19 protein-coding genes, 4 pseudogenes and 1 riboswitch are annotated in these 18,370 nt (G+C 38.9%); of the genes and pseudogenes, 15 read left to right on the forward strand and 8 right to left on the reverse strand.

The window, feature by feature from the left end; translation table 11 throughout:
- Window positions 1-30 precede the first annotated feature (30 nt).
- Window positions 31-186, reverse strand: a pseudogene (locus tag MHH68_RS01275) (DUF255 domain-containing protein); the annotation flags it as partial.
- Window positions 187-220: 34 nt separating this feature from the next.
- Window positions 221-832: a hypothetical protein gene (locus tag MHH68_RS01280; protein WP_339164773.1), complete on the reverse strand. Its 612-nt coding sequence runs from the start codon at window positions 830-832 to the stop codon at window positions 221-223.
- Between the two features lie 268 nt (window positions 833-1,100).
- On the opposite strand from MHH68_RS01280, the gene MHH68_RS01285 reads away from it, so the two are divergent.
- The 3 genes and pseudogenes from MHH68_RS01285 to MHH68_RS01295 all read left to right on the forward strand — a co-directional run bounded on the left by MHH68_RS01285 (window position 1,101) and on the right by MHH68_RS01295 (window position 3,820).
- Window positions 1,101-1,676 (forward strand): TetR/AcrR family transcriptional regulator, encoded by a 576-nt coding sequence (locus MHH68_RS01285; protein ID WP_058015174.1) that lies wholly within the window; start codon window positions 1,101-1,103, stop codon window positions 1,674-1,676.
- 57 nt (window positions 1,677-1,733) lie between these two features.
- Entirely contained in the window at window positions 1,734-2,483 is a 750-nt protein-coding gene (locus MHH68_RS01290; RefSeq protein WP_061406587.1) for an SDR family NAD(P)-dependent oxidoreductase, read from the forward strand.
- A 324-nt stretch (window positions 2,484-2,807) separates the two neighbouring features.
- Window positions 2,808-3,820: pseudogene (locus MHH68_RS01295) on the forward strand (NADP-dependent oxidoreductase).
- A gap of 228 nt (window positions 3,821-4,048) precedes the next feature.
- Here MHH68_RS01295 and MHH68_RS01300 read toward each other — a convergent pair.
- A pseudogene (locus tag MHH68_RS01300) lies at window positions 4,049-4,222 on the reverse strand (DUF255 domain-containing protein); the annotation flags it as partial.
- 582 nt (window positions 4,223-4,804) lie between these two features.
- Between MHH68_RS01300 and MHH68_RS01305 the strand changes: the two are divergent.
- Complete coding sequence (locus tag MHH68_RS01305) at window positions 4,805-5,260, forward strand: stage III sporulation protein AH (protein ID WP_339164775.1); 456 nt, start codon at window positions 4,805-4,807, stop codon at window positions 5,258-5,260.
- Between the two features lie 356 nt (window positions 5,261-5,616).
- Here MHH68_RS01305 and fabF read toward each other — a convergent pair whose 3' ends face one another.
- Window positions 5,617-6,849: a beta-ketoacyl-ACP synthase II gene (fabF, locus tag MHH68_RS01310; RefSeq protein WP_339164777.1), complete on the reverse strand. Its 1,233-nt coding sequence runs from the start codon at window positions 6,847-6,849 to the stop codon at window positions 5,617-5,619.
- Between the two features lie 103 nt (window positions 6,850-6,952).
- Between fabF and MHH68_RS01315 the strand changes: the two genes are divergently transcribed.
- Complete coding sequence (locus MHH68_RS01315; RefSeq protein WP_144463194.1) at window positions 6,953-7,789, forward strand: helix-turn-helix transcriptional regulator; 837 nt, start codon at window positions 6,953-6,955, stop codon at window positions 7,787-7,789.
- A 147-nt stretch (window positions 7,790-7,936) separates the two neighbouring features.
- Window positions 7,937-8,149, forward strand: coding sequence for a hypothetical protein (locus MHH68_RS01320; protein ID WP_058015180.1), 213 nt, complete (start codon window positions 7,937-7,939; stop codon window positions 8,147-8,149).
- Between the two features lie 151 nt (window positions 8,150-8,300).
- Here MHH68_RS01320 and MHH68_RS01325 read toward each other — a convergent pair.
- Window positions 8,301-8,806: pseudogene (locus MHH68_RS01325) on the reverse strand (hypothetical protein).
- 172 nt (window positions 8,807-8,978) lie between these two features.
- On the opposite strand from MHH68_RS01325, the gene MHH68_RS01330 reads away from it, so the two are divergent.
- The 7 genes from MHH68_RS01330 to MHH68_RS01360 all read left to right on the forward strand — a co-directional run bounded on the left by MHH68_RS01330 (window position 8,979) and on the right by MHH68_RS01360 (window position 13,055).
- Window positions 8,979-9,239 carry a metal-sensitive transcriptional regulator gene (locus MHH68_RS01330; RefSeq protein WP_003217059.1) on the forward strand — a complete coding sequence of 87 codons (261 nt, stop codon included), beginning with the start codon at window positions 8,979-8,981 and terminating at the stop codon, window positions 9,237-9,239.
- Between the two features lie 116 nt (window positions 9,240-9,355).
- Window positions 9,356-9,838 (forward strand): DsrE/DsrF/DrsH-like family protein, encoded by a 483-nt coding sequence (locus tag MHH68_RS01335; protein ID WP_012008766.1) that lies wholly within the window; start codon window positions 9,356-9,358, stop codon window positions 9,836-9,838.
- A 14-nt stretch (window positions 9,839-9,852) separates the two neighbouring features.
- On the forward strand, window positions 9,853-10,206 hold the full coding sequence (locus MHH68_RS01340; protein ID WP_119124344.1) for a rhodanese-like domain-containing protein: 354 nt from the start codon (window positions 9,853-9,855) through the stop codon (window positions 10,204-10,206).
- A gap of 47 nt (window positions 10,207-10,253) precedes the next feature.
- Window positions 10,254-10,814, forward strand: a complete 561-nt coding sequence (locus tag MHH68_RS01345; RefSeq protein ID WP_058015183.1) for a sulfurtransferase TusA family protein — start codon at window positions 10,254-10,256, stop codon at window positions 10,812-10,814.
- A 14-nt stretch (window positions 10,815-10,828) separates the two neighbouring features.
- Complete coding sequence (locus MHH68_RS01350) at window positions 10,829-11,956, forward strand: MBL fold metallo-hydrolase (protein ID WP_058015184.1); 1,128 nt, start codon at window positions 10,829-10,831, stop codon at window positions 11,954-11,956.
- 33 nt (window positions 11,957-11,989) lie between these two features.
- Window positions 11,990-12,220: a sulfurtransferase TusA family protein gene (locus MHH68_RS01355; RefSeq protein ID WP_058015185.1), complete on the forward strand. Its 231-nt coding sequence runs from the start codon at window positions 11,990-11,992 to the stop codon at window positions 12,218-12,220.
- Between the two features lie 58 nt (window positions 12,221-12,278).
- Window positions 12,279-13,055, forward strand: a complete 777-nt coding sequence (locus tag MHH68_RS01360; protein ID WP_058015186.1) for a sulfite exporter TauE/SafE family protein — start codon at window positions 12,279-12,281, stop codon at window positions 13,053-13,055.
- Between the two features lie 35 nt (window positions 13,056-13,090).
- Here MHH68_RS01360 and MHH68_RS01365 read toward each other — a convergent pair whose 3' ends face one another.
- Together MHH68_RS01365 and proS are read right to left on the reverse strand one after the other, a co-directional pair.
- Window positions 13,091-13,267 (reverse strand): hypothetical protein, encoded by a 177-nt coding sequence (locus tag MHH68_RS01365; RefSeq protein WP_012008772.1) that lies wholly within the window; start codon window positions 13,265-13,267, stop codon window positions 13,091-13,093.
- Window positions 13,268-13,410: 143 nt separating this feature from the next.
- Window positions 13,411-14,844: a proline--tRNA ligase gene (proS, locus tag MHH68_RS01370; RefSeq protein WP_339164781.1), complete on the reverse strand. Its 1,434-nt coding sequence runs from the start codon at window positions 14,842-14,844 to the stop codon at window positions 13,411-13,413.
- A 397-nt stretch (window positions 14,845-15,241) separates the two neighbouring features.
- A riboswitch (purine riboswitch) is annotated at window positions 15,242-15,341 on the forward strand.
- Between the two features lie 77 nt (window positions 15,342-15,418).
- Between proS and MHH68_RS01375 the strand changes: the two genes are divergently transcribed.
- Entirely contained in the window at window positions 15,419-16,591 is a 1,173-nt protein-coding gene (locus MHH68_RS01375; protein ID WP_061406605.1) for an MFS transporter, read from the forward strand.
- Between the two features lie 239 nt (window positions 16,592-16,830).
- Here MHH68_RS01375 and MHH68_RS01380 read toward each other — a convergent pair whose 3' ends face one another.
- Complete coding sequence (locus MHH68_RS01380) at window positions 16,831-17,598, reverse strand: GNAT family N-acetyltransferase (protein ID WP_058015297.1); 768 nt, start codon at window positions 17,596-17,598, stop codon at window positions 16,831-16,833.
- Window positions 17,599-17,818: 220 nt separating this feature from the next.
- Between MHH68_RS01380 and MHH68_RS01385 the strand changes: the two genes are divergently transcribed.
- Complete coding sequence (locus MHH68_RS01385) at window positions 17,819-18,277, forward strand: MarR family transcriptional regulator (protein ID WP_003216997.1); 459 nt, start codon at window positions 17,819-17,821, stop codon at window positions 18,275-18,277.
- Window positions 18,278-18,370: the final 93 nt, after the last annotated feature.

The following is an 18,370-nucleotide window of genomic DNA, read 5'->3' on the forward strand; positions in this document are numbered from 1 at the left end:
GGCACCAGTGGCAAGTTCCTTTGGCTATCCATACCCAATCGATACGAAAACAGGTTTGTTTTCAAGTTTCGCTTTTTTAAATGCTTCATCTGACCATGTGTACCAGTTGACTGGATTATATGCGTGTTGGAGTAGGTAGGGGGATTTTTCAGCGATTAATCGGTTGGGTATTTTTTTGTTTGGCATGGGATCACCTTCTTTCGTATAGAAAAATTATTATTTAATCAATTATGTGCGATCTTCCTAATTTTATAAAGTAATTCCAACGATAACTTTCCTGAGGGTATTCTTTACTTAAATCTTTGCATATTATGTCTAATAGCGTGAAAGTTCTTCTATAAGTAAAATTCCAATAAAATTTACTGAAAAAAAGCAGTCTAAAAGCAAAAACGCTATGGAAATTATTATCGATGTTTTCAATCCATTTAAGCAACTCAAAACATTTTTTCCTACGGTTACCATGTACTCTGATAGCAAAGTTAGAAAAATTATAGAGATTGTCATCAATTGCACTAACACCGCACTTATTTAGAATCTGATAAAAGTGAAAATGAAATATTATATCTTCTGTTATTTCAGGCATTTTTATTTTTAAGTCATTAGATATTTTATTAAAGTTTTTGCAAAACTCGTACAATAATATGAATTTCAAGTGGTTGGCTTGTATCCAATTTTCACACTGGTGGAAATTTCTTGTGATATGAAATTGACTTATTAAATCATGTTCAGCATATTTTAAATTTTGACTAATGATTTTCATTATTCCTTGGAATTTTTCATTTGGATCATTAAGTTTGTGAATTTCTTCTTCTGTAACTCTATCTAAATTCATAAGTTTACTTTTATAAATAAAGAAACGATATTCGTGAAATGTCAGCTAAAAAAAATTAAAGCACATGATTAAGGTCTAATTTCTTTACCGATCGTTCTCAAATTTGATATACTTCAAACATGTTAGATCTAACTGTTTTGCTACTCAAAAGAGAATGATCATTCTTTAATTATTTCAGAATGAGGGAGGGATGAATGTATAAGATTGTGCTTCTAGTACATCAATGATTCTCAGTCCTTTCCCTGAATATGTTCGAAGGTGGGATTATATGGCTAGAAATAAAGAATTTGATGAAAAGAAGGCATTAAGAAAAGCAATGATTCTTTTTTGGGAACAGGGCTATGAAAAAACATCCATTCAAGACTTGGTGGATCATATGGGCGTTCACCGCAGAAGTATTTATGATACATTTGGCGACAAACATACTTTATTTATGCGAGTCTTAAATCATTATGTAGAAATAATGGAAGGCCGAATGAAGAATGAAGTGAAAACAGAATTAACAGTGAAGCAGTCGATACGAAAATTATTTGAAATGGTGATTGATTCGACACAACAGCAGCCAAAAGGGTGTTTAGCTGTTAATGCAGCTGTTGAGTTATCCCTAATTGATGAAGAAGTAGCGAAAAAAACGACAGAGATTTTTATAAATACAGAAGCCTTATTATTTGATTTGCTAAAACATGGTCAAGATCAAGGTGAAATTCCTAAACACAATGACATCAAAGGGCTTTCTCAATTTATTCATAATTCACTCGTAGGAATACGAGTATTAACAAAAACGACAAATGATAAAGAGAAATTAGAAAGTATTATTAATTTCACTTTGTCGACACTAGACTAAATCTATTTTGTGATATCGATTAGTTAATTAAAAATATGGTTTCGAGGAGAGAATGATATGAAATACACAGTTATTACAGGAGCAAGTTCAGGTATAGGATATGAAACTGCATTGGAATTTGCTGCTCGCGGCAAAAACTTAATTATTGTAGCTAGAAGATTAGAGAAATTAGAAGGGCTTAAATCAGTAATTCATAATATAAATCCTGATTTAGATGTTATTATTCATACAAGTGACCTATCGATAACAGATCAGGCATACACACTGTATAACAGTTTAAAGGAGTATCAAATTGAGACGTGGATTAATAATGCTGGTCTTGGTGAATCTTCTTCTGTGACGGACCAGAATTTAGAGAAAGTAGAATCCATGTTACGTCTTAATATAGAGTCGTTGGCGATTCTTTCCACACTATTTGTGCGAGATTATTCTCATGTAGAGGGAACACAATTAATTAATGTATCCTCCGCACTTGGATATGCGACTTATATTGGTGGTATTACCTATTCTGCATCTAAATATTTTGTTAGTGCATTTACAGAAGGGCTTGCAAAAGAACTAGAGCTTAAAAGTGCAAAAATGAAGGCAAAAGTTTTAGCACCAGCAGTGACTGAAACAGAATTTGAGAAAACTGCACAGGATGTAGAAGAATTTGATTACAAAAACTTTATGCCAATGTATCACACAGCTAAGCAAATGGCTGGTTTTATGATGGAACTTTATGACAACGATAAAGTCGTAGGTATTGTAGATGAAAGCTACAATTTCAATTTAAGAGATCAAATCTATCCAATACTAGGCGTTTAATGTATTAACAGAAAATAACGTTTTGGGGGTGGCTGATAAACATAGGTTCTTTGCAGTAGCGATTCAAAAAATTTAATTATTTGAGAATGATCGTTCTAAAAAAACAGTACCAATTGAATAAAAAGATAATGTTGTGAGTATTTAAGGTTTGGGTGGTGGGTTGATCTTAAAATAAGGTTCCCTCCACCTAAACGATTGGAATAATATAAGATCTTTATAAAAAGAATTATATTGAGGGTAGAAAAATGAAGTAGACAGTGAAAATAATAAAAATAAGGTAAAGAAACTTAATTAAAGCAACTCAACGGAAGGGTGCTAATAAAAATGGAAACACTCATGAGAGCAGCTCAGATCACCAAATATTCAAAAAAACCCCATGTCCAAATTAATGACATTCCAATTCCAGAGATCGCTGACAATGAAGTCTTGGTAAAGGTCAAAGCTGCGGCGGTCAATCCACTCGAAATGTTAATTATTACAGGTAGCGTGAAACTGATTCAAGATTATGAATTCCCATTAACGCTTGGTAATGAATTGACAGGTGTTATCGAAAAAGTCGGAAAAATGTGACAGAATTTCACGTAGGAGATGCCATCTATTCACGTCTCCCTCTCGAAAAAATTGGTGCTTTTGCGGAATATGCCGCAATTGATGCTGCCGCAATTTCACCCATGCCAAAAAATTTGTCTTACGTGGAAGCCGCTGCTGCACCACTGGCTGGACTCACAGCGTATCAAGGTCTACATGAAGAACTTGAGGCACAGTCAGGTAAATCTGTTTTTATTCCAGGTGGATCAGGCAGCTTTGGTCAAATGGCAGTACCAATCGCAAAGGCAATGGGCCTAAATGTCATTGTTAGTGGCAGCTCAGAAGCGCGCGAACGCACTTTGGAAATGGGTGCAGTCCAATATTTGGATTATACAATAGAAAACTATGTTGACTTGTTGTCGAATGTGAATTACGTAATTGATACATTGGGACCTAAAGAATTTGACCGTGAATTGAGTATAATCAAACCGGGTGGAAAATTGCTCTCCCTTCGGACAGGTCCGAATAAACGTTTCGGGAAAGATCGAAATTTCCCAAGATGGAAACAAATAATATTTTCTCTTGCTGGTGCAAAGTATGACCGCAAAGCCAAGAAACAAAACGTGGAATACCATTTTATTTTCGTTCGTTCTGACGGCGTACAACTTAAAGAGATTACAAAAATCATTGAAGAAAACAACATTGTTCCAGCAATTCATCGGACATTATTTACCATCGACAACGTAAATGAAGCGCTAAAACTAGTCGCAAATGGACGACCAAAAGGGAAAGTGATTATTCAATTTTAAGGGGAATATGAAGAAAGCAGTCAAAAGTTGAGATCATTTATGTAAATGTAAAGGATTTTGAAACAAACCGAGAGTTTTGTTGATTAAGAAATGGAAAAGATAAAAAGCCAGGTCAGATCATAGAAAAACTTCAGCAAGTCGGAGTCCTGTATGATAAAACATGGAGAACTAACCATTTCAAAAATGTTGGAATGAAAATTGAGACAGATGGTTATTTTAAAAGACATGCCACCAGTGGCAAGTGGCATAGCCGATGCTTACCAGCAAAGGCTTGTTTTCTTTTTTTGCTTTATCAAATGCTTCTTTTCCCCATGGATACCAGTTAACTGGGTTATGGGAGTGTTGGAGAAGGTATGGAGATTTTTCAGTGATTAATCTGTTGGGTTTATTGTTAGTAGACATGGAATCTCCTCCTTTCATATTTATTTATCAAATCTTTTTGAGTGTAAAGGGTGATGGGCTTAAGGAATTTCATTTGAATTTAGATAGTACTACTTCAAAAAAGTTACGTAGGATAATAACCGATAGTTCTTTATTTTCTAAAATTTTGAAACTGAGCAAAAATCAAAAAACTATAATTAGGTCAAAGATTTATAGGGACTGCTGTGGAAATTTTAACTTTCGATAGATCTGTTTTCAATTCTTTTATTCACTTCATTAATTATGAAAACCTATATTAATGCCTTTTAAATGGAATTTATTACTATATTTATCTTTGTGTATTTAATCATTAATAACAAGCTGTTATAATAGCTTTGTGTTTTTATGAAAATATGTGTTAAAAGTGGTGTTGGAAATAAATATATACTATTCATTCTAGTAATCTCTTCGTTTGGTGGAGAGGCACTTTTAGCACATTTAATTTCAATAGGTCTAGCGGTGACTATTACAGGAGTTACTTATGTTGCATAATCTGAGTTTAAGAAGCATAAAAGCACAGACATTCAAAAAATCTAAAAAATGGGTATATGAGAAGGTGTAAATATGTTAGTTATTGATCAAAATCCAAAAGGTGAGCAGTACTCCAAATTAATTGATTTGGCTTTCGAAATTTGTGATGAGTTTCATTTAGTTTTAAGAAAAGATATGGGATCTTTAAAATCTTTTGATCCCTTCCTAAAAAAACTTGAAAGTTCATTGAAAGAGATGAAAGAACAATCAGAATGGGCTAGCACAATGCTATTTAACAATACAGCAAAAGTTTATTACTATTATACAGATAAAAATGCTAAGAGTATTCTAAAAGAATTCGCAAATTCTTTATATGATTGGGAGCAACCAAATTTACCAGAAGACTTGTCCTTCTTCAAAAATGGAGAAGAATGGCTGGTTACATCTTCTCATGAAGAAGAAAGTTATATAGATACGGAAAATGATACAGAGATACAAAGGATATTAAGTATACCAGAATTAAAAATACATATGGAAAAATGGGATTAAGGCTATTTAGTATTCAATAATAGTGTATTGATATAAAAGTAAGGAGGTTAATAAGATAGTTTCCTTACTTTTAAAATGTTATGGGCGTTCTCATCTTTATTTCTTAATTAAGATGTATTGTTTGTGTTCCAATAGAAGATTTGAACTTTAAATGTTTCCCAAATTGTTGAGTATTGAAATTAATAACTAAATCCAAACTCTCATCCTTATCTTCATCCTCAAAACCGTCTAAACAGGAATATAATTAATATATCAGATAGCTGAGGTCCGTGATCAATTGTCTGTGAGGTATTCCTATCATGAAAAACAAGAGCTATAAACCCTTGTCATTTCATTATTTCACCTTTTTCACTACTTCAATCGTAATGTTTTAACAAGATGGCTGAATTATGTCCTCCAAAACCAAAAGAATTGGATAGCCCGTATTTCAAAGGAAGCTGTCTCGCTTCTAATACAACGTCTAAGTTGCAATCTGGATCTTGCTTCTCTACATTAATAGTGGGTGGAATCATTCCTCGTCTCAAACTTTCCACTAAAGCAATGGCTTCTACTCCACCGGCAGCACCAAACATATGCCCAGTCATTGACTTGTTCGCCGTTGTTGGAATTTCACGGGAACGTTCACCAAATAATGTCTTAATAGCTAGAACTTCTGAACGATCCCCTACTTGAGTACTTGTTGCATGAGCGCTAATAACATCGATTTCATCTGTTGATATATTTGCACTTCTCAATGCTTTTTTCATGGCTAAGTAGGCACCCTTACCTTCTGGGTGTGATGCTACCATATGGTGAGCATCTGAACTAGCTCCGTACCCCACAACTTCACATAGTATCGGCGCATCTCTAAGAATAGCGTTTTCTAATGATTCTAATACTAAGATACCTGCACCTTCACTCATAACAAATCCATCTCTATCTGTATCGAATGGACGGCTGGCTCGACTTGGATCTTGGTTTCTAGTAGATAGTGCATGTGCGTTTCCAAAACTAGCTAAAGATATCTGTGAGACGGCAGCTTCTGCTCCACCGGCAAATATAATATCTGCATCATCATTTCGGATCGCATTGAAAGCTTCACCGATAGAGGTGTTCCCAATAGAACAAGCAGTGACTGGTGACATTGATGGCCCTTGTGCCCCTAATTTTATGCTGATTTGGGCAGCAGCTGCATTTGAAATCATCATGGGTACAAGGCTGGGGCTTACTCTCGAGGGGCCTCGTTTATCTAATACATTCACGTTATCAACAAGCGATTGGATGCCCCCGATTCCTGAACCAACATATACGCCTAAACGTTCAAGATCTACTTGATCTAACTGTAATTGTGAATGTTCTAATGCTTGTTCGGCTGCTGCTAAGGCAAACTGACTAAAACGATCTAATCGTTTTGCTTCTTTTCTCCCCAATATTTCATCTGAATCGAAATCACGAACGATTCCAGCTATTTTTGTTTTATAATCAGTCGTATCAAAAGAATCAATGAGAGATATTCCCGATTGTCCTTTCACTAGTTGATTCCAAAAGCTATCTATATCATTTCCTAGTGGAGAAATAATTCCCATTCCAGTAATGACAACTCTTTTCATGATCATTCCCTCCTTGTTATTATTAACTTTAGCCATTATGTTATCCTATTACAAGTTGTTGTTTATCCTAGTATAATTAATAATATTTTAAAGGGAGATCTGAATGAAACCTGAAACAAGACTTCAAGCATTATCAGAATTTCTAAAAAATCAACGTTCGAAAATTACGCCCCATATGGTTGGTTTACCTGTAGGAACCCGAAGAAGAACACCAGGACTTAGAAGAGAAGAAGTAGCTCAACTAGCCGGTGTGAGTCTTACTTGGTATACATGGTTAGAACAAGGCAGAGATATAAAAGTATCTACTTCGGTATTAGATGCTATTTCTCGAGCATTACAATTAAATAACGATGAAAGAAGATATTTGTACGCTTTAGCGTTAGAGGAAGGAGTGAAACAATCCTTTATCATTGAGGATGAGAAGGAAATCAGTCCGGCTTTAGTGAAAATGTTGCAGGAACTTCGTTATTGCCCAACGATTATTTCTGATAGAAGAAGTCAGATTGTTGGGTGGAATCAAGCAGCAGCTAATGTCTTTTTGGACTTTGAACAGATCGTCCCGGCAGAAAGGAATATCATACGCTTACTATTCGCAAGAAAGGAATTTAAAAGTTTAGCCGTGAATTGGGAGCATTTTGTTAGAGGATATATCGCGATATTTAGAACGTATTATGGACAGTATGTTGCTGATGACTGGTATGAGCAATTTATAGAAGAAATGGAGCAGGCATATCCTGAGTTTCGTAAAATATGGAATGAAAATGAGATCAGCTATGCGCCTGAAGTATTAATTGAATTTCGTCATGCTAAGGTAGGGAAAATGTTGTTTAATCTCACTTCATTACAAGTGTATGGGGATACTGATTTAAGATGCAGTGTCTATACTCCAGTTGAGGATACTGAAACGGAGCTAAAGTTAAAACGTTTAATCGAAGGCTAGCTATTGTTTGGAGTGTATAATTGATTTGAGGGATACTTCATTAATTTTCTATATTTTAAATAAATTAAGTATTTATGGTAGAAATTATTTCGTGCTTTTTAAACTTAATCATGACATTTAGCTTCTTTGTGTATCGCTGATTGAGACATGCATCTATTCGCTTATCAGAAAAAGGAGAAGAAAAACGGTAATTGTGTTATTTCCGTTAGAGATAGATGGGAGAATTCAATAATTGAATTTGAAAAAAAGCAACATCATATCGATATAGTGGTTAATTACCGTAATGATAAGACAACGAAGTATTCAATACCAATAGAGATTTTTGAAAAAGTTTACGATGATCTGCAAAGAGGTAATTGAGGGGATGTTTGGGTTCCTTCAACTACCTCCGCGTTAAATGTATTTCACTTTTTTTGATCTTTGCTTAACCAATGTCCTTCAGCCATAAACTTCATAACGCTTCTAAAAACTTTAATAACACATCATTTTGAAGTTCCATGTCGACTATCCTCTACTTCTTCACCAACACATATTGTAAGTTTTCTAATTCAAACATATCAATCAGTTCATCGATCCCTTTAAAATTGATGTGTTTTCCAAACCGTTTTTTGCTTAGGTCAATTTCTACATCTAATTGATCATCCTTTTCTTTCGTTTCGAGTTCATTTAGACAAGAATAGATTTCGATGGTTTCTCCTGTTGACAGCTCTTTTTCAATGAATTGAAAAAGTGCACGAAGAGAATGAATGATTTCTAATTCATAAACAAAAGGATGCGTGAATTTGTTTCTTACCGCTTCATAGAAAGGATCTAGATAATCAATGTGATGCCTTCGAAATCCTCTTCTGTTTCAAATACTTCTATCAAAGGATCTTCTTTTTGATAGGTTTTGTGCTTTTTTTGTATTTTATCAAACAATTCGATATTGAGTTCAGAGAGTGGTTTATAGGTAGGATTTTGACCAATGGTACCAAGCGGCAGTTCTTTGCCTGATCCAATATAATGATGTAAAGTCATGGGTCGTCCTCTTTTCTTCAATGATTTCTTATTCGTTGATTATTTACTTTTTATCAATAAATGGTGGAATGTGCAATTCTTTTCACATTCGTTTTCTATAAAAGAAAAGGGCAAGTCGTTTGACTAAATACCTCTTAGGGTATACTATCTGTCATAGAAAGGAGTGCTTAAATTGGAATATAATCAGCAGATGAAGAATCGTCTTCGCCGGATTGAAGGGCAGATTAAAGGGGTTCTTGCGATGATGGAGCAAGGCAAGGATTGCCGCGAGGTGGTCACGCAGCTGTCTGCATCACGTAATGCCATTGATCGGGCAATGGGTGTGATTGTGAGTACAAACCTTGAGCAATGTGTTCGTGAAAGTCTTGAACAAGGCAAGGATACGGAAGGTCTTGTGAAAGAGGCAGTTGAGCTATTGGTGAAAAGCCGGTAAGAAATTCCTCAGCCTTTGGAGGTTGACGGATTTTTTTACTTGATGTAATATACCCTTACCGGTATATGTATATATTTCTGTATACCCCCATAGGTAATTGTTGAAGGAGGAGCAAAATGGAAGAACAGAAAAAACGCACGACGATTGTGTTATTCAGTGGAGATTATGATAAAGCGATGGCAGCTTACATTATTGCCAATGGTGCAGCAGCTTATGATCATGAGGTGACCATTTTCCATACGTTTTGGGGACTGAATGCCTTGCGTAAGGATGAGATGGTACCGATGAAAAAAGGATTTTTAGAAAAAATGTTCGGAAAGATGATGCCGCGCGGGGCTGATCGCATGGGGATTTCCAAGATGAATTTTGCGGGAATGGGGCCGAAAATGATCAAGCATGTGATTAAAAAGCACAATGCCATGACCTTGCCGCAGCTCATTGAGATGGCGAAGGAGCAGGATATTAACCTCGTTGCATGTACAATGACGATGGATCTTTTAGGATTACAGGAGAAAGAATTATTAGATGACATTCAATATGCTGGTGTAGCGGCATATTTAGCAGAGGCTGAAATCGGACGTGTGAATTTATTTATCTAGTGAGGTGAAGCAGGATGGTGCAGACGATTTTACTTATCATCGTAATTGGATTACTCGTGAGCCGCTTTCTGCCGGTACGAGGTGTGAAGCAAATAGATGCAGCTCATATGAAAAAGAAGCTGAAAAGCAAAGGTCAACAGCTCATTGATGTGCGATCTCCTAGTGAATTTCAAACAAATCATATCAAAGGCTTTCAAAACATCCCGTTGTCTCATTTGAAGAAACGAGCTTCTCAGCTTGAGAAAAATGAAGAGGTCTATGTGATATGTCAAAGCGGAATGAGAAGTATGCAGGCGGCTAAAATATTGAAGAAGCAGGGATTTACTCAGATTACAAACATCAAGGGTGGCATGAATGCTTGGCATTAAATGCGCAATAAAATATACCCCCATCCCTATTTGAAGGAGGAGAAGACATGCAGCAACCAACTGTCATTTTAGATGCAAAAGGACTGGCATGCCCGATGCCGATTGTAAAAACAAAAAAACAAATGAATGAGCTCTTGCCAGGAGACGTACTGGAAGTGCAAGCCACTGATAAAGGATCAGCAGCGGATCTAGCGGCATGGTCAAAAAGCGCAGGCCACGAATTTTTAGGAACAAAAGTAGAAGGCCAGGTGCTTCATCATTTGATTCGTAAGGGCGGAGAACAAGAGAAAGAAGGGAAGTCCATGATTTCGGAAATGTCTTTGGAGACTTTTCAACAGAAAGTAAAAGAAGATCCATCTTTGTTTATTTTAGATGTACGAGAGCTGGATGAATACGAGGCGGGGCATATTCCAGGAGCTGTTCATATTCCTCTTGGTGAGGTTGAACAACGTGCGGAGGAATTGAGCCGGGAGACGGACATTTACCTGATCTGTCATTCAGGCAGAAGAAGTGAATTAGCTGCGCAAAAGTTAAAAGAAAAAGGATTTCATCAATTGATGAATATCGTACCAGGCATGAATAGCTGGACAGGAGCGATTGAAAAATAGGAGCTGAATGAAACATGACGGTAAAAGCGATGACTGCAGAACAGTTAACAAAAAAGATCGTGAACAAGGAGCCGCTCTTTTTACTAGATGTGCGAAATCAAGCGGATGTGCAGGATTGGAAGATCGAAGGGGAAGCAATCGTTCATATGAATGTGCCTTATTTTGATCTCCTTGAAGGAGTAGAGGGCATTTTGCATGACATTCCTCATGATCGTGAAGTGTTGGTGGTTTGTGCCAAGGAAGGCTCCTCTATCATGGTCGCGGAGATGCTGTCAGAGGCGGGCAGAACGGTCCATTATTTAGAAGGCGGCATGAAGGCGTGGAGTGAGCATCTGGAGCCAGTGAAGATTGGTGATTTAAGCGGCGGTGGAGAGCTCTATCAATTTGTACGGATGGGCAAGGGATGCCTGTCTTATATGATCATGTCGAACGGAGAAGCCGCAATTGTAGATGCAGCTAGAATGACAGATGTTTATATCCGTTTTGCTAAAAAGCATGATGTCTCTATCACCGAAGTGTTGGACACTCATCTTCATGCAGATCATATTTCTGGCGGGAAGAAGCTGGCTGAACAGACTGGTGCTAGCTACTGGCTGCCGCCAAAAGATGCTGAAGAAGTGATCTTTGAATATAACCGTCTTGAAGAAGGACAGCGCATAACGATTGGAGCGGCTCCCATTGATATTCATCCTCTTTACTCACCGGGGCATACAATCGGTTCAACATCTTTTATCGTGGATGATCAATATCTTCTTTCAGGTGATATTTTGTTCGTGGATTCGATTGGAAGACCTGACCTTGCTGGAATGGCGGAGGACTGGGTAAGTGATTTGAGGGAAACACTTTATGAGCGATATGGAGCACTTTCGAAAGAATTGATTGTGTTGCCAGCGCATTTCATGATTATGGATGAAATCAATGAAGACGGAAGTGTTTGGAAGGAGCTAGGCGTTCTATTTGAAGAAAATCATGGACTGAACATAGAAGATGAAGCCGTATTTAGAGAAATGGTCACGAAGAATCTACCCGCACAGCCAAACGCTTATCAAGACATTCGTCAAACCAATATGGGGAAGCTGAGCCCAGACGAAGAAGCGCAGCGTGAAATGGAAATTGGTCCAAACCGTTGTGCGATTCGGTAATGTCCAATAAAATAAGAGGAGAGGAACAATCAAATGACATCAGATCAAATGTTAGACGTAACGGGGCTTGCATGCCCAATGCCGATTATTCGAACGAAGAAAAAAATGAATGACTTGACGGAGGGTCAAGTATTAGAAATACATGCAACAGATAAAGGGGCTAAAGCTGATTTAGCAGCATGGGCGAAGTCAAGCGGACATGAATTGATCACGCAGACGGAAGAAGGACATGTGCTGAAGTTCTGGGTGAGAAAAGGGTCCTAAAGGATGTAGGGGTATCTGCTGAAGATCCCCTTTTCCTTTTGCAAAGGAGGAGACCAGCGTGGATTTTGCGTTTTTGATTACACTTTTTATCATCGGATGTATTGGTTCCTTCTTATCAGGAATGGTGGGGATCGGGGGATCTGTGATTAACTACCCTATGCTGCTTTATATCCCGCCACTTGTCGGTGTGATGGCACTATCGGCACACGAGGTATCAGGAATTGGCGCCATTCAAGTGCTTTTTTCGACGCTCGGTGGGGTATTGGCCTATCGTAAAAGCGGATTTTTACATCGGTCGTTGATTGTATATATGGGGAGCAGTATATTGGCGGGCAGCTTACTAGGCAGTTATGTATCTCACTTTATGCCAGAGAATGGGATGAATCTCGTCTATGGATTGCTCGCGATTGTGGCTGTGATCCTCATGCTGATTCCAAAAAAGGGACAGCGTGCAGACGCAGAGGGAGAAGTCACTTTTCATAAAGGACTTGCGGCAGGTATTGCCTTTGTGATTGGTAGTGTTTCCGGTGTGCTAGGCGCGGGCGGAGCATTTATATTGGTACCGGTGATGCTGTCTATTTTAAAAATTCCTGTCCGGATGACGATTGCGTCCTCACTTGCAATTACGTTTTTATCTGCGATCGGTGCATCGACTGGAAAGGTATTGACGGGTCAAGTTATGCTTGTTCCTGCGGTTGTGCTGATGCTGGCAAGTTTAATCGCCGCTCCGATTGGTGCTAAGGTCGGTCAGAAAATCAACGCCGTCTACTTACAATGGGCACTTGCTGTGATGATTACGGCGACAGCGGTCAAAATTTGGCTTGATTTATTATAAAGAAAAGACCAACAAAGCAAACGTGTTGGTCTTTTTTATTTGATGTCATCGTGCTCGATATATGTTTCAAGGGCTGGGTGATACTCTTTTTGATAATGAAGGTTGGGGCATGTTTTCACGACTTTGCCTTGCAGGGCATTGGACTTAGAGACTTCTAATGCTGTTTTACATTTAGGGCAGCGTTCGGCAAACAGTGAGGGCCAGCGCTTCATATATCACCACTCCATTTAAAGTCTTAAAAACCGATTATATTAATATGAATTATAGGGGATCGTGCTGACGAGGTCAATGGGTGTTTGGGTCTTTTTAACAAAAAAGAAGCATCGTAAAGGATGCTTCTCTTTCGTTTCGATTCTCAATAAGCTTTTGCCCAAAAGACCATATCAGATGCAGGCTTTCCGCAGCAGACACATGTGTCTGAAACAGATTCCTGTTCAAATGGGATACAGCGTGAGGTCGCCCCTGTTCTTTCTTTGATGTCGTTCTCACAGGCTTCGTCACCACACCACATGGCTTTAATCAATCGGTTTTCTTCTGAAAGAATGTGCTCAATGTCTTCGATGGTGTGAGCTTCTGATGTTTTTTCATGTAATCGTTCTTTCGCCTTTTCGTACATTGTCCGCTGGATGTCTTCAAGCGTGGATGTGATGGTTTGTTCAAGTGCATCTAATGCGACAGCTTGCTTTTCACCATTGTCTCGTCTTGCGAGCATCACCTGACCTTTTTCAATGTCCTTTGGTCCTACTTCGACACGTAAAGGGATGCCCTGCATTTCACATTCGTTGAACTTCCACCCTGGCTGTTTATCGCTCGCATCGATGTCAGCACGTGCGATGTGTGTGAGTCGATCTTTCAATTCGTAGGCATGATCGAGCACACCTTCCTTGTGAGAGGCGATTGGCACGATTCGCACTTGGGTTGGTGCAATGTTTGGCGGAAGGACGAGTCCTCTGTCATCACCATGCACCATGATCATGGCACCGATGATTCTTGTGGTAAATCCCCAAGAGGTTTGCTGGACATGCTCTAGCTTTCCTTCACGGTTTAAGAATTCGATGCCAAATGCCTTGGCAAATCCGTTCCCGAAGAAGTGAGAAGTGGCCGTTTGCAGTGCTTTTCCATCATGCATTAAGCTTTCAACCGTATAGGTAAAGCGGGCACCAGCGAATTTTTCCTTCTCTGTTTTTCTGCCTTTAATGACAGGAATGGCAAGGAGCTCTTCGCAAAGAGAAGCGTAGATGTGAAGCATTCTTTCTGTCTCCTCAATCGCTTCTTGCTCTGTCTCATGACATGTGTGTCCTTCCTGCCATAGGAATTCAAGCGTTCTAAGGAATGGACGTGTGGTCTTTTCCCAGCGGACGACATTCGCCCATTGATTATAAAGCTTCGGTAGATCACGGTAGGAATGAATGATGTTTTTGTAATGCTCAGCGAACAGTACTTCAGAGGTTGGTCTGACGCAGAGCCTTTCCTGTAATTTGGATTCACCGCCATGTGTGACCCACGCCACTTCAGGAGCGAAGCCTTCGATATGGTCTTTTTCCTGCTGCAGCAGGCTCTCTGGAATAAAGAGCGGCATATACACATTCTCATGACCTGTTTCTTTGATTTGGCGGTCAAGTTCGTCGCGAATATTCTCCCAAATTTTAAAGCCGTATGGCTGAATGATCATACTGCCTCTGACGCTTGAATAATCGACGAGGCGTGCCTTCGTGACAACATCTGTATACCACTGGGCAAAGTCGTCTTCCATGCTTGTGATTTTTTCAACAAATTGTTTCTTTGACATTGCATATTCCTCCTTTTAAAAAAACAAAAAAGCTGTGCTTTAAGTTAGGGACCATTCCTGGTGGTACCACCCTAATTTAAAGCACAGCTTTACACTCGATCATGATAACGGTATGAACCGCTGTATGAAACAGAACTAAATCGGCAGGTTCACTTGAAGATGTCAGTAGGAACTTCTCAGCACCGTTCCCTCTCTGTTAAAGGTCAATTCAAGCTACTATTCCAGATCTACGTTGATGAATGTTCGTTGATTTTTCATCAGTTTACCTGTAAATGCATGAGAAAGCAAGTTGTACTGGGGTTTCTTTTCATGCTGTTCTAAGTGCTTTGTGTGATCGTGAATTTGCAGTCATTTCCTATTTTTACAGCTTGCCAGTTATGTAAGCATATGCTACTATATTTGAAGAAAAAAATAGACTTGTATAACCTCAATAATATGGTTTGAGGGTTTCTACCAGGATCCGATAAATCCTGATTACAAAAGCGTGCTTTCCTTTTTTGTAATCAGGGTTTTTTTGTTTGTCTTCACCCTGTATCAAAAGTGAAAGCGATGATATAGAGAAGGGATGTTAGACATGAACTGGAGAGTATATTTATTAGCCGTTTCTACTTTTGCAGTAGGATTAGTTGAGCTTGTGGTCGGAGGCATTTTGCCAAGCCTTGCAGAGGATTTGAATGTATCGCTTGCGACAGCTGGGCAGCTTATCACCGTATTTGCCATTGTATATGCCATTTCAGCACCTGTGCTGCTGACTGCCACAGCTAAAATTGAACGAAAGCGTCTTTATTTAATCGCGTTATTGGTGTTTACGATAGGGAATGTCTTCACATATTTTAGTTCGACCTTTGCTCTTGTCATGATCTCTAGGGTATTGATCGCGATGAGCACAGCGCTAGTGGTGGTGTTGTCACTGACGATCACTGCTAAATTGGTGGAACCAGCGCATCGTGCGAAGGCATTAGGGCTGATTTTTATTGGGATTAGTTCTTCACTTGTTCTCGGTGTACCGATCGGTATTTTTATTACAGAGAGCTTTGGCTGGAGAGTGATGTTTTTAGGAATCAGTATTTTATCAGCCATATCGATGGTGCTGATCTATTTCCTATTGGAGAAAATGCCTGTTGAAAAAGTGACGCCTCTTAGAGAGCAAATACGTTCTTTAGGGCATCCGAAAATTTTTAGTGCACACTTGATTAGTTTGTTTATGCTTGCAGGTCATTATATGCTTTATTCTTATTTCACTCCGTTTTTAATGGAAGTACTGCATATGACCCCGTTCTGGATTAGTATTTGTTATTTGGTCTTCGGGCTTGCTTCTATTGGCGGGAATGGATTTGGCGGCTGGCTTAGTGACAAGCTGGGTTCAGGGAAAGCCATTTTGCTCGTGACAATCGCGTTTGCAGTTGTGATGTTTATCATTCCTTATACATCGGGCGTGTTTGTCCTCTTTATGATCATGGTTGTCCTTTGGGGAGCGCTTAGCTGGGCATTAACGCCTGCCTTGCAGAGTTATTTGATTCAAACAGATCCTGTGACGTCTGATATTCAGCAAAGCTTAAATACATCGGCGTTGCAAATTGGTATCTCAATTGGATCAGCAGTTGGCGGTGTCCTGTTTACGATGACCGGTTCATCTGTTGATCTGGCGAAATTCGGTGCAGTGTTTGTGCTGATTGCCTTTAGCTGTGCGGTGATTTCGTTGAAGAGACCACCACTTTATATGGATCGTCAGCATCGTGCTGAATAGCTGCCTAATGATAGGCAGCTTCAGCGTGTAGACAAACCCTCGCATTCGTTGTCAGTCCTGCGTGCTGGTGCTCACGAATGTCAAATTCGCTCCGCGCCATTACTCGTCCTTCCTAGACTTCAAAGGTTTTCTATCACGCTGAAAAGAAGACAAAGGGCTAAAATAAAAATCATTTTAGCCCTTTGTCAACAATCTGTAGCTGCCTCATGATAGGCAGCTTTTTTATGTTCTACTTTATTCTATTCAAAAACAACCATTTCGCCGATTGGTTGGAAGCCTGCACGTTGGTAAATATTTTTGCCGTCAGCTGATGCTTGTAACAGGACGCACTTTTGTTTGTTGTCTGTCTGGGTCAGAAGATAATGAAACATGTCACTGCCAAGTCCCTTTCCGCGGTGCTCTGCCCTTGTGATGACATCATAAATTCCGTAGCTATCAGTTGCTTCGAGTAATAAGCCTGTTGTGACCGGTTTGTGGTCTGCATATCCGACGAACATGCGAACGCGTGATTGTATAGTATCAAGCGAAAAATGCTGGAAATAGTCCTCTAAGGCGATGGCCTCCGGTGACTCCTTGAATAGCTCGATAAAGATATTTTTGTAATCAAGCAGTGTCTGCTCATCAACTGCTTCTTTGATTGTAAGCGGTGAAGATGTAACTGGGTCAATGTCTTCTGTCTGCTCAAGCAACATGATCGTATTGCGTTCAACCTCTCTAAGCTGATATTCCTTTAGTAAATTGGCCCAATCAGGATGAAGCAAACGATGATCCACCCATGTACTGAATGATTGTTTCTGAGACTGCAAGTGTTCGATGGCCGTTTTCACTTTTTGCGGATCTTTGATGTGCGCTGATGTCGGTAATAGCAAATTGAATGTGTCTGTCGATATATGAGTATTGGATAGAACGAAGTCGTCCGTTGCGAGGAAGGTTCCGTTCACAGCTGAAGAAAACAGGTGTATCTTTTCTTCTAATTGTCGAATGGCGATTTGTTGTTCGATTTTCATTAATTAGCTCACCTTTTTCATCAAAAATTGGATGACATTCCCCATGAATTATAGCAAATAAAAGAAAGAGGAGCTGTGAAATCATATGTCATCTAGTAGAAAAGTATATACACCATTTTCAGGTCTGATGGCCTGTTCTTTTTATTACACTGACATTTCTTTTGACTCCTATCTTAATTATTAGTACCATTTTATTAACCAGTTAAGAGTGGAGGTTCAGATGGAGACAAAAGAGCAGATTGTTTTAAAAGCGATTCAAGATCTGATTATTCATAGGGAAAAGAGAAGGAATGACCCAACAGATCCACTGATTACCACGACTGATACACTCAAGCAAGATTGGACACTCACACAGCTGCATATTTTATCAATGATTCAAGCTAATCCAAACGAATCAAATAATACATTTCTTTCTCAACAACTGAAACTATCAAAGCCTGCTATTACAAAGGCTGTAAAAAAACTAATTGATAAAGGCATGGTGGACTATTGCCACCGGCAAGGGGATAAAAAATCTGTCTACTATTCATTGACAGAGAAAGGTACGCAATTGGCGGCGCTGCATGATGAACTGCATGAGAAAGCTGTCGCGTCCTACTTAGAATTTCTACAGCAGTTTCATGAAGATGAATTACAAGTCATTGAGCGCTTTTTGAAGGCATGGAAAGAAAAAATATAGATTTAAAAAACCGAAACCATCGTAGAAAAGGAGATGATTTCGGTTTTTTATATGGTAAAATTAACATATATTGACGCTATTCGTGATCATGTG

This window comes from Bacillus sp. FSL K6-2841, from assembly GCF_037976435.1.
In the GTDB taxonomy this organism is placed as follows: Bacteria; Bacillota; Bacilli; order Bacillales; family Bacillaceae; genus Bacillus; species Bacillus pumilus.

Bases quoted from the DNA above. Each gene is read 5' to 3' on its own strand.
- MHH68_RS01305 (WP_339164775.1), top strand. From the start codon at position 4,805: ATGTTAGTTATTGATCAAAATCCAAAAGGTGAGCAGTACTCCAAATTA.
- MHH68_RS01320 (WP_058015180.1), top strand. From the start codon at position 7,937: ATGCATCTATTCGCTTATCAGAAAAAGGAGAAGAAAAACGGTAATTGT.
- MHH68_RS01355 (WP_058015185.1), top strand. From the start codon at position 11,990: ATGACATCAGATCAAATGTTAGACGTAACGGGGCTTGCATGCCCAATG.
- proS (WP_339164781.1), bottom strand. From the start codon at position 14,844: ATGTCAAAGAAACAATTTGTTGAAAAAATCACAAGCATGGAAGACGAC.
- MHH68_RS01290 (WP_061406587.1), top strand. From the start codon at position 1,734: ATGAAATACACAGTTATTACAGGAGCAAGTTCAGGTATAGGATATGAA.
- MHH68_RS01340 (WP_119124344.1), top strand. From the start codon at position 9,853: ATGGTGCAGACGATTTTACTTATCATCGTAATTGGATTACTCGTGAGC.
- MHH68_RS01350 (WP_058015184.1), top strand. From the start codon at position 10,829: ATGACGGTAAAAGCGATGACTGCAGAACAGTTAACAAAAAAGATCGTG.
- MHH68_RS01315 (WP_144463194.1), top strand. From the start codon at position 6,953: ATGAAACCTGAAACAAGACTTCAAGCATTATCAGAATTTCTAAAAAAT.
- MHH68_RS01285 (WP_058015174.1), top strand. From the start codon at position 1,101: ATGGCTAGAAATAAAGAATTTGATGAAAAGAAGGCATTAAGAAAAGCA.
- MHH68_RS01280 (WP_339164773.1), bottom strand. From the start codon at position 832: ATGAATTTAGATAGAGTTACAGAAGAAGAAATTCACAAACTTAATGAT.
- MHH68_RS01345 (WP_058015183.1), top strand. From the start codon at position 10,254: ATGCAGCAACCAACTGTCATTTTAGATGCAAAAGGACTGGCATGCCCG.
- MHH68_RS01380 (WP_058015297.1), bottom strand. From the start codon at position 17,598: ATGAAAATCGAACAACAAATCGCCATTCGACAATTAGAAGAAAAGATA.
- MHH68_RS01365 (WP_012008772.1), bottom strand. From the start codon at position 13,267: ATGAAGCGCTGGCCCTCACTGTTTGCCGAACGCTGCCCTAAATGTAAA.
- fabF (WP_339164777.1), bottom strand. From the start codon at position 6,849: ATGAAAAGAGTTGTCATTACTGGAATGGGAATTATTTCTCCACTAGGA.
- MHH68_RS01335 (WP_012008766.1), top strand. From the start codon at position 9,356: ATGGAAGAACAGAAAAAACGCACGACGATTGTGTTATTCAGTGGAGAT.
- MHH68_RS01385 (WP_003216997.1), top strand. From the start codon at position 17,819: ATGGAGACAAAAGAGCAGATTGTTTTAAAAGCGATTCAAGATCTGATT.
- MHH68_RS01375 (WP_061406605.1), top strand. From the start codon at position 15,419: ATGAACTGGAGAGTATATTTATTAGCCGTTTCTACTTTTGCAGTAGGA.